This window comes from Zunongwangia sp. L-65 (assembly GCF_056859415.1).
This window is the reverse complement of the sequence record NZ_JBSXOK010000024.1, coordinates 23,227-29,420: the sequence shown is the minus strand read 5'-3', so window position 1 is coordinate 29,420 and position 6,194 is coordinate 23,227. Positions and strand designations below refer to the sequence as shown.

Genomic DNA, 6,194 nt, shown 5'->3' with positions numbered 1-6,194 from the left:
AAGTTTATAGGCAATTCAAAATTTAAGATTTAAAATTAAATACTTCTGATTTCTGTTTCTTGAATCGTACCTCTTTGCAGTCTCTTCCCTCTATTCTATATTCCAACAGTTTAGTGCTTTACAGTTCTTGATATAATTTTTGGTCCCTGAAAATGAGTTTAGTTTACAGTAAGTTGATGTCACTTCGAGTGACACATTTCGAAGTGAAATGGAGAAATTTGTTGTATCCAGAAGTTTTTTTAGTTGATTGTTAACGACTTCTCCATTTCGCTACGATACAGTGGAAATGAGGAGAATCTTTGTCATTTCGATCGAGTTCCGAAAAAGTTAACGATATACAGTTTACAGCCAATTCAAAAGTTAAGATTTGTCCTGATTCCTGATTCTTGCTGTCTCTTTTCTATACTCTATTTTCTGACTGCTATATTCTAAAAGCCTAAGCGTTCTAAGCTCTTAATATTCACTACTAAATTAATGCCCGTGTCCACCGACAGAACTATAATCTGTAGCTTTAAGTTTTGAATACAAATCCCACAGGATTACACCGGTGCTTACAGAGATATTTAAAGAATGTTTGCTTCCGGCTTGTGGAATTTCAATTACGCCATCACTAGCCGAAACTACTTTTTGCTGTACGCCTTTTACCTCATTCCCAAAAATTACCGCTATTTTTTCACCAATTTCAGGCTTAAAATTATTGAGCATTACGGCACCTTCTGCTTGTTCGATAGAAAATACTTTTATGTTATTCTCTTTCAGTTTTTCTACTAAATCTAAGGTGTCTTCAACATGTTCCCAAACCACCGTTTCAGTAGCGCCAAGGGCTGTTTTCTGAATGTCTTTATGAGGCGGCTTCGCAGTAATTCCGCACAAATAAACTTTTTCGATTAAAAACGCATCGGCAGTTCTAAAAACAGATCCAATATTATTCAGACTTCGAATATTGTCCAAAATAACAATAATGGGAGTCTTTCTAGCCTCTTTAAATTCTTCAACCGACTTACGATTGAGCTCACTGTTTTTGATCTTCCGGTTTTTCATGTCGCAAAAATAAAAATTTTTGTTGGCTTTGGTACCTGTTTTAAAACTGTGAAAATTTCACAATTAATAATTGAAAGGCGGTTTGCTGAAAAATCAATTGTGATTTGATCTAATTTCGCAAAAAAACAAAACTTTTGTCAAAAGCTAAGCGATAGTGCTAAATGCTGCAAGTTCCCGCTGTTTCAAAGCTCAGCTTTTTTTGGCATCTTTGGAATATTTATTTAAATCTTTTGTAATAATTCATAACATGAGGAAAATTCTCTTTTCACTTTTCGCAATACTTTTGGGAGTAGGGCAAAGTTTTGCCCAGGTTACCCCAAAATGGATTCGATACCAAACGATTTCTCCAGATGGGGAAACTATTGCTTTTACTTATAAAGGCAATTTATATACCGTTGCTACAAGTGGTGGCGATGCAAAACAGATCACATTTCATAAAGCCCATGATTATATGCCTGTTTGGAGTAAAGACGGTAAACAGCTTGCTTTTGCTTCAGATCGTTATGGGAATTTTGATGTTTTTGTGATGGATGCTTTGGGCGGCCCGGCAACTCGACTAACGTATCATAGCAACGATGAGCAACCTTTTAGTTTTTCTGCAGATAACAAATCGGTTATTTTTGGTGCAGTTCGCCAGGATTTGGCCACACATCGGCAGTTTCCAGCAAGTTATCAGCCCGAATTATATCGCGTTCCTACGACAGGTGGACGTGTAGATCAGATTTTTACAATACCGGCAGAATATGTTCAGATAAGTAAAGATGGAAAAACCATGGTATATCACGATAAAGTTGGTAGCGAGAACGAATGGCGTAAACATCACGTATCTTCAGTAACCCGTGATCTTTGGACATATGATGTTGATCAGGATAAGCATACGATGATTACGTCGTTTAAAGGAGAAGATCGCCAGCCTATTTTTGATGATTCAGAAGAGAATTTATATTACTTAAGTGAAGAAAGTGGAAATTTTAACGTGCATAAATTATCCATAGAAAATCCTAAGGAAACCGAGCAATTAACCAGTTTTGAAAGTTTCCCTGTTCGTTTTTTAAGTTTTGGCAATGGAACTTTGGCTTTTGGGTACGATGGTGAGTTATATACCATGAGGGAAGGGCAGGAGCCTAAAAAAGTTGATGTAAATATTAGAACACAGCCTGTAGACAATAATGATAATTATATAAGTATTAAAGATGGTGTACAGGAAATGGAAGTTTCCCCAAATGGTAAAGAAATTGCTTTTGTAGCCAGAGGAGAGGTTTTTGTAACCTCGGTAGATGGTTCGTTAACCAAGCGAATTACCGATACGCCAAGTCAGGAGCGTTTTGTGTCGTTTACACCTGATGGTAAATCACTGGTGTATTCCAGTGAGCGAGATGGAAAATGGAGTATCTATAAAACCGAAATTGTAAGAAAAGAGGAGCCATTTTTCTATGCTTCAACATTATTAAAAGAAGAACCGGTAATTGAAGCCGATACCGATAGTTATATCCCTAAATATTCTCCTGATGGTAAAAAGCTGGCTTATATTTCAGGACGAAGAAACTTACGAGTAAAAGAGCTGTCTTCGGGAAAAGAAATCGACCTTTTAACTTCGGATGATCTATTTACCATGAGTGATGGTGATCAATATTTTACATGGAGTCCTGATAGCAAGTGGATTTTGATGGACTGGGGAAAATTATTAAGTAATAATGAAGTGTTGTTACTGGCTGCAGATGGTAGTAAACGGGAAAATTTAACCGAAAGTGGCTACCAGGATTACAATCCTAAATGGGTAAACGACGGGAAGCAAATGCTTTGGTTTAGTAACCGCAATGGGCTAAAAAGTTACGCCACTAGCGGAAGAACAGAGGCCGATGTTTATTCGATGTTTTTTACCCAGGAAGCTTATGATAAATTCAATATGTCTGAAGAAGATCATAAGCTCATGAAAGCTATTGAAGAAGCTCAGAAAGCCGAGAAAGATGAGGACAAAGAAGAGGATAAAAAAGATAAAAAAGATAAGAAAGATAAGAAAGAGGAAGAAATTAAAGATCTAAAGTTTGATTGGGACGGGATGAAAGAGAGAAAAAAACGTCTTACCACGCATTCCAGTAGCTTAAGTGATGCCGTGCTTTCTAAAGATGGAGAGAAAATTTATTACCTGTCAAGTTTCGAGGATAAAAACAATCTTTGGGAAACCAATCTTCGCACCGGTGAAACCAAAATGTCAGTAAAACTAAATTCCAGAGGGGGAAGCTTAGTTTGGGATAAAAAGCAGGAAAATCTTTATCTATTAAGCGGTGGAAATATTTCTAAAATCGATGTGGATAAAGAAAAGTCAGAAGCAATTAAGATTGCCGGAGATATGTATTATGATGAAGATGCTGAGCGTGAAAAAATGTTCGATCATGTATATATAAGAACGAAGAATATTTTCTATGAGCCAACATTCCACGGGAAAAACTGGGATTCGTTGTACGTTCAGTATAAAAAATACCTGCCGCATATTGGTAATTCGTATGAGTTTGCTGAAATGCTTTCCGAAATGTTAGGCGAACTAAATGTTTCGCATTCTGGAGCGGGATACCGTAACCGAAGCAATGATGGCGACGAAACCGCATCGCTTGGTATTTTTATGGATTATGATTTTGAAGGAAACGGAATTAAAATTGCTGAAGTTATCAAAGGCGGTCCACTAGATAAAGCGGCTTATGATATCGAACCGGGAATGGTGATTACGGCTATTGATGGCGAAACGATTGAAAATGATCAGGACATTGCAAAATACCTAAATCATAAAGCCAACAAATTTGTGTTGTTGGAGATTAAAGACCCTGAAGCAAAAGAGCCAAAGCAAATCACCATGAAGCCTAACTCTTTAGGGCAAGAGCGCAGTTTGTTGTATAACCGCTTTGTAAGAATCAATAGAAAAGAAGTAGAAGAAAAAAGTAACGGGAAACTGGGGTACGTACATATTCCGGGAATGAGCGATGAGCCTTACCGCTCGATCTACGAGGATATGATGGGGAAATATTTTGAAACCGAAGGCGTGATCGTGGATACCCGTTTTAATGGAGGTGGCGATCTGGTTGCAGATCTTGCAGCTTTCTTTACAGGAACTCCGTTTATCACTTATGAAACTGAAGATAAAGTTGTAGGAGGAGAACCAACTTCACGATGGACGAAGCCAACACTCTCTCTATTTAATGAAAGTATGTATTCAGATGGGCATTGTTATGCCAGTGGGTATACCGATTTAAATATCGGGACTACTATTGGAATGCCGGTACCAGGAACCTGTAGTTTTGCCGGTTGGGAAGGTCTTGCCGATGGTACATATTGGGGAGTTGTTCCGGTAAGTGCTAAAAATAAAGCCGGTGAATGGATGGAAAATAACCAAACCGAACCCGATATTATAGTGAAAAATATGCCGGGCGTGATTAGCGAAGGTCGCGATCAGCAATTAGAAAAAGGAATTGAAGTTTTATTAGATCAGGTTACTCCAAAGGAAAAGTAAATTTCTATGAAGCCAAAAAATATAAAAGCTCCGAATTCATTTTCGGGGCTTTTTTATTTTACCCTCCCAAGTTTTATCGGATTTACTGAGTAGGGCAGTTTCCCTAACCGATGCTTTGTTGGGCGATCAATATTCGATAAATACTTCAGTGAAGCTTATTGAAAAAACAGCCGAACTGAATTTGGATCAATTAGAAGATTCAGAATTTTATGATAAGCTGGAAAGAGCAAGGCGCCAAACTACCGGAAGAGTAGGATTAATGTCTAATATTCTGACGCAAGGCGAAGATGTAATAGTAATTATTTCATTGCTTGTGGGGGTGGCAGAACGCTTCTAACATTCTGAAACCCGCAGTTTTTATAAGGTTTCCCATAAATCCCAATTCCGGAACTCACGATTAACTCACATTATAATTAGAACATATTGAAGTTGTTTAGTACTTCATTACTACAATAATAGTGAAAAAGTATTATCTGTAAAATAAGATTAGGTTGGAATTTAAAACAGTTTTATTATTTGCGAGAAGGTATCAGCTTAGTTCTTTGTTATGGGCTGTTAGATAGTAAATAACTTATTAAAACTTCAAACTCAAAAGTAATTTCGTCTAGTAATTCTATATTATGATCTTCAATTGATCTATAGTTATGTACAAGAATATTTCTTACATCATATAGTAAATCTCCAATTTCGTTTTTTTCTTCCACCCCAAAATCTAATAAAAAGCTTTTACAATCTCTCTTTAAATCTATTAAAATAGATTTTTCAAATGTTCCATCATTAGGATTTAAGTCCGTGAAAATCTTACGAATATTTTCACGTTCGTTTCTTACTTTATTGATGCCCTCAATGAAATTATTCTTAGTAATTAATTTTTCTTTATAATTTTCCAAAAGTTGCTGAAATTCGTCATCGAATATATCTGTAATGTTGTTTTCAACAATTTGATATAGTAAGTGAAATCGAATTAAATGATGATCTAGAGATTTAAGATAATTGGTGAAAAGTCTTTTAGTGAATTGAGATCCATATAAGGGATTTTTTGCTTCCTCAATAATTATTTTTTTCTTACCCCTAAAACGATCTGAGATATAATTTTTTGGACAATTATATTTTAAGTCTATTTTATTTTTAAGAAAATACCCATGTATAGAAAGGCTTGGCAAATATTTTATAATGTTAAATTCGTTTTTTTCGTTCTCTAACTCATTTAAGGAAACTAAAAATAATATAAGATCGCCACTAAATAAATCACTTAATAAGTATGACTCTTTTTTTACAGTTATACTTTTCTCTAATTTAAATGAAGTGGAAAGAATCTTTTGATATGCTAAGAATCTATACTGATTAAAAAAAACCTTTTCAGCATAATCATTCTCATTGCTTTCAAGTACTGATATAGGAAAAATCCAACCGACACCTTTATTCAACCTTCTTTCGTGAACAAGAAAAATATCGTTTTCAGCGATTAAAGAATTGTTCTCTAGAACAAAAATTTCATAATCATTCGGATTAAGTTCTTCATTTACTTTTTTTGGAATGTAATTAATAGAAACCGAATCATTTGCCTCCTTACTGTAAATTGTGAAGCTAGAAGTATCAGAATCATAATCATTTTGATTTAATAAATTCCCATTGTAGAATAGCGACATAA

At 35.4% G+C, this 6,194-nt stretch carries 3 protein-coding genes and 1 pseudogene; 2 read left to right on the top strand and 2 right to left on the bottom strand.

The annotated features are described in order from the left end of the window. Window positions 1-471 precede the first annotated feature (471 nt). Window positions 472-1,041 carry an RNA methyltransferase gene (locus AC13DP_RS01245; RefSeq protein WP_347406591.1) on the bottom strand — a complete coding sequence of 190 codons (570 nt, stop codon included), beginning with the start codon at window positions 1,039-1,041 and terminating at the stop codon, window positions 472-474. 247 nt (window positions 1,042-1,288) lie between these two features. On the opposite strand from AC13DP_RS01245, the gene AC13DP_RS01240 reads away from it, so the two are divergent. Together AC13DP_RS01240 and AC13DP_RS01235 are read left to right on the top strand one after the other, a co-directional pair. After that, on the top strand, window positions 1,289-4,543 hold the full coding sequence (locus AC13DP_RS01240) for a S41 family peptidase (protein ID WP_483067180.1): 3,255 nt from the start codon (window positions 1,289-1,291) through the stop codon (window positions 4,541-4,543). Window positions 4,544-4,613: 70 nt separating this feature from the next. Then, window positions 4,614-4,865 (top strand): annotated as a pseudogene (locus tag AC13DP_RS01235) (ABC transporter ATP-binding protein); the annotation flags it as partial. A 223-nt stretch (window positions 4,866-5,088) separates the two neighbouring features. Here AC13DP_RS01235 and AC13DP_RS01230 read toward each other — a convergent pair. After that, window positions 5,089-6,192 (bottom strand): hypothetical protein, encoded by a 1,104-nt coding sequence (locus AC13DP_RS01230; protein WP_483067179.1) that lies wholly within the window; start codon window positions 6,190-6,192, stop codon window positions 5,089-5,091. Window positions 6,193-6,194: the final 2 nt, after the last annotated feature.

Bases quoted from the DNA above. Each gene is read 5' to 3' on its own strand.
- AC13DP_RS01245 (WP_347406591.1), bottom strand. From the start codon at position 1,041: ATGAAAAACCGGAAGATCAAAAACAGTGAGCTCAATCGTAAGTCGGTT.
- AC13DP_RS01240 (WP_483067180.1), top strand. From the start codon at position 1,289: ATGAGGAAAATTCTCTTTTCACTTTTCGCAATACTTTTGGGAGTAGGG.
- AC13DP_RS01230 (WP_483067179.1), bottom strand. From the start codon at position 6,192: ATGTCGCTATTCTACAATGGGAATTTATTAAATCAAAATGATTATGAT.